We start from the raw sequence: 4,320 nt of genomic DNA on the forward strand, positions 1-4,320 counted from the left end.
CCCGTTGCCTTCGCCGAGCTGGTCGACGGCGGCATCGCCCGGCCGGCCCGCTACCTCGGCAACGAGCGGGGGGTGGAGCCCCGGGACTGGTCGGCGGCCCGGGTGCGCTGGGCGCTCACCTATCCGGAGGTCTACGAGGTCGGCGCCAGCAACCTGGGCCATGTGCTGCTCTACGCGATCCTCAATGCCGTTCCAGGCCAGCTGTGCGATCGGGCCTACCTGCCGGCGCCCGATCTGGCGGCCCGGCTGCGGGAGCGGGGAGCGCCCCTGTTCGCGGTGGAAAGCCACCGGCCCCTGACGGCCTTCGACATCCTCGGCTTCAGCCTCAGCTACGAGCTCGGCGGCACCAACATCCTGGAGATGCTGGATCTGGCGGGCATCCCGATCCGCGCCGCCGACCGGGGCGACCTGCCCCTGGATGATCCGGCGGCGCCGCCGCTGATCTTCGCCGGCGGCCCCACCGCCACGGGCAATCCCGAGCCCTTCGCGCCCTTCTTCGATTTCCTCGCCCTGGGGGACGGGGAGGAACTGCTGCCCGAGATCGGCCTGGTGGTGGCCGAGGGGCGGGCCGCCGGCCTGGGCCGCCGGGCCCTGCTGCGGGACCTGGCCGAGGTGCCCGGGGTCTATGTGCCCTCCCTGTATGCCCCCGGGCCCGACGGGGTGAGCCTTGTGCCGCTGGAGCCGGGCCTGGCGTCCCGGATCCAGCGGCGCACCGCCACCCCCATGCCCCACTACGCCATGGGCCTGGTGCCCCACATCGAGACGGTCCACGACCGGCTCACGGTGGAGATCCGCCGCGGCTGCACCCGCGGCTGCCGCTTCTGCCAGCCGGGGATGCTGACGCGCCCGGCCCGGGACGTGGAACCCGAGGCGGTGATCGAGGCGGTGGAGGAGGGCATGCTTCGCACCGGCTACAGCGACTTCTCGCTGCTGTCCCTCAGTTGCAGCGATTACCTCTCCCTGCCGGCGGTGGGGGTGGAGCTGCGCAACCGGCTGGCGGAGCACAACGTCAGCCTCACCCTGCCCAGCCAGCGGGTCGACCGCTTCGACACCTCCATCGCCCACATCCTCGGCGGCACCCGCCGGGCCGGGCTCACCTTCGCCCCCGAGGCCGGCACCCAGCGCCTGCGGGACATCGTCAACAAGGGACTCACGGACGCTGAACTGCTGCGCGGCATCCGCACCGCCATGGAGAACGGCTACAGCCGCGTGAAGCTCTATTTCATGATCGGCCTGCCGGGCGAGACCGACGCCGACGTGCTCGGCATCGTCGACACCTGCCGGGGGCTGCAGCAGCAGTGCCGTGACCTGGGTCGGCTGCAGCTCAACCTGACGATCAGCAATTTCACCCCCAAGCCCCACACCCCGTTCCAGTGGCACAGCGTGTCGACGGCGGAGTTCCGGCGCCGGCAGCAGCTGTTGCGCGACGCCCTGCGGCCGTTGCGGGGCATCAAGACCAACTACACCGATGTGCGGCTGTCGGCGGTGGAGGACTTCGTCGGCCGCGGCGACCGGCGGCTGGCGCCGGTGATCGAAGCGGCCTGGCGGGCCGGCGCCGGGCTGGATGCCTGGTTCGAATCGGCCGACCGCAGCCATGCCGCCTGGACAGGCGCGATTGAGGCCGCCGGTCTGGGGGGCTCCTACCGGGCCCTGGAGATGGGCGGCTGGAGTGCGGCGGAGGCCTACGCCAGCGGCGATCTGGAGGCCTTCTGCCGCCAGCCCCTGCCCTGGGATCACATCGATTCCGGGGTCGACAAGGCCTGGCTGGCGGAGGATCTGCGCCGGGCCCTGGCGGCCGCTGTGGTGCCGGACTGCTCCTTCGAGGGCTGCAGCAGCTGCGGCGTCTGCGGTCCGGAGCTGGGGCACAACGTGGTGATCCCGCCGCCCCCCGTGCCGCCGGCGCTGCCGCCCCGGGCCCCCGCCAGCGAGCGGGTCTGCCGGCTGCGATTCGCCTTTGCCAAGACCGGCAGCCTGGCCCTGATCAGCCATCTCGACACCCTGCGGCTGATGGAGCGGGCCCTGCGCCGCAGCGGCCTGCCGGTGAGCTTCACCGGCGGCTTCCATCCCCTGCCGCGGCTGCAGGTGGCGCTGCCCCTGCCCCTGGGGGTGGAGGGCCTGCACGAGTGGCTCGACCTGGACTTCGCCGCCCCCGTGGACCCCGAGACGGCCCGCAAGCGCCTGCAGGCGGAGCTCAGCGACGAACTGAGGCTGCTCTCGGTCCGGGACGTGCCCCTGGCGACCCCCGGCCTGGCCCAGCAGATCCGTTCCGCCCAGTGGCGGTTCACGCTGCGGCCGGCCCCCGATCCGGCGGCCCTCGATCCGGCGGCATCGGCTCCGGCTTCACTGACGCCGGAACGCTGGGCCGCGGCGGTCGCGGCGCTGCTGGAGGCCACCAGCCTGCCCTGGCAGGACCAGAACAAGAAGGGGCGCCCAAGGGAGCGGGAGTGCCGCCCCTACCTGCTCGACCTCCGCCTGGTGCCCGCCGGGGGCACGCCCCCGCAGGACGGCCAGGCGCTGGATCTGGAGGCCGCCGTGGATCCCCAGGGCCGCAGCCTGCGGCCCGACCATCTGCGCCACTGGCTGAGCATCGGCGTCGGCCGGCCGCTGGTGCTCGGTCCGGTCCAGCGCCGTTGCCTCCGGCTGGACGCATGCTAAGTTCGCCCTAGACGGAGACAGGAATAGCAGGGTTCCCTCCCTTCTTCCTCCCCCGCCCAGACGCTTCTGCCTCAGGGACGCTTTCTAGAAGCTCCTCGGCGAAAGCGCTATCACAGTCAACATTGCTTGGTTCGGTCTTCGTTGCTTTGCATCGGGAAGGAACGTCATTCCTTCCGTCACGCTGCCGGCCCGATGACGTCACTGCTCCCATCCGGGCCCCTCGGCTTCTGGGGGTCCGACCAGGCAACCAGCCGATTCCCTTGTTTCCGGGGTCCGGCCTGATTCTCTCCAGTGGCTGAGCGACCGCCACGGTCGCCGCCCGATTTCTTTCCCCACCTGCCCCCCGGCAGGGCTCCACTGAGCCCACCATCTCTTCCATGCCCCAGCAGATCGTCATCGCTGAGCAGTTGCGGATCGCCGCAGTGCTCAACGACGAACGCGTCGATGAACTGATCGTCGCCCAGGGTCGTTATCAGATCGGCGATGTCTACCTCGGAACCGTCGAGAACGTGTTGCCCGGGATCGATGCCGCCTTCGTCAACATCGGCGAAAGCGAGAAGAACGGCTTCATCCACATCACCGATCTGGGCCCCCTGCGCCTGAAGAAGGGGGGCGCCGGCATCACCGAGCTGCTTGAGCCCCGCCAGAAGGTGCTCGTCCAGGTGATGAAGGAGCCCACGGGCACCAAGGGGCCGCGCCTCACCGGCAACCTCTCCCTGCCGGGGCGTTTCCTGGTGCTTCAGCCCCACGGCCAGGGGGTCAACATCTCGCGGCGCATCAACGGCGAGAACGAGCGCAACCGGCTGCGGGCCCTCGGCGTGCTGATCAAGCCCCCCGGCGCCGGCCTGCTGATCCGCACCGAGGCCGAGGACGTCAGCGAGGAGATGCTGATCGACGACCTCGAGGCGCTGCTGCGCCAGTGGGAATCGATCCAGCAGGCGGCCGAGACGGCCTCCCCGCCGGTGCTCCTCAACCGGGATGAGGACTTCATCCATCGGGTGCTGCGCGACCTCTACAGCCCCGATGTGCTGCGCGTCGTGGTCGACAGCGCCGATGCGGTGGCCCGGGTCAACGCCTTCCTCGGCGCCGACCAGGCCAACCTGCTGGTGGAGCACCACGGTGAACCCACCGAGATCCTGGAGCACTACCGGGTCAATGCCGCCATCCGTGACGCCCTCAAGCCCCGGGTGGATCTCCCCTCCGGCGGCTACGTGATCATCGAGCCCACCGAGGCGCTCACGGTGATCGACGTCAACTCCGGCTCGTTCACCCGCTCGGCCAACGCCCGCGAGACGGTGCTCTGGACCAACTGCGAGGCGGCGGTGGAGATCGCCCGCCAGCTGAAGCTGCGCAACATCGGCGGTGTGGTGATCATCGACTTCATCGACATGGAGTCCCGGCGCGACCAGCTGCAGCTGCTGGAGCACTTCACCCAGGCCTCCCGCGACGACACGGCCCGTCCCCAGATTGCCCAGCTCACCGAGCTCGGTCTGGTGGAGCTGACCCGCAAACGCCAGGGCCAGAACATCTACGAACTGTTCGGCCGGGCCTGCCCCAGCTGTGGCGGCCTCGGCCACGTGGCCGTCCTGCCCGGCAAGGACACCCTCCAGCCCCTGGCCACGATCTCCGGCCTGGTGCGTTCGGCCGCCTCGGCCCGGGCCGAAG

General features: G+C 70.7%; 2 protein-coding genes. Both read left to right on the forward strand.

The genetic code is table 11. The features are described from left to right. The coding region (locus VB737_RS15235) for a TIGR03960 family B12-binding radical SAM protein (RefSeq protein WP_500314204.1) at positions 1-2,655 on the forward strand (2,655 nt) is incomplete at its 5' end. A gap of 377 nt (positions 2,656-3,032) precedes the next feature. After that, positions 3,033-4,320: Rne/Rng family ribonuclease (locus tag VB737_RS15240; protein ID WP_500314206.1), on the forward strand; the 1,288-nt coding region annotated here is incomplete at its 3' end.

This window comes from Synechococcus sp. BA-120 BA3 (assembly GCF_034931285.1).
Lineage (GTDB): Bacteria > Cyanobacteriota > Cyanobacteriia > PCC-6307 > Cyanobiaceae > Cyanobium.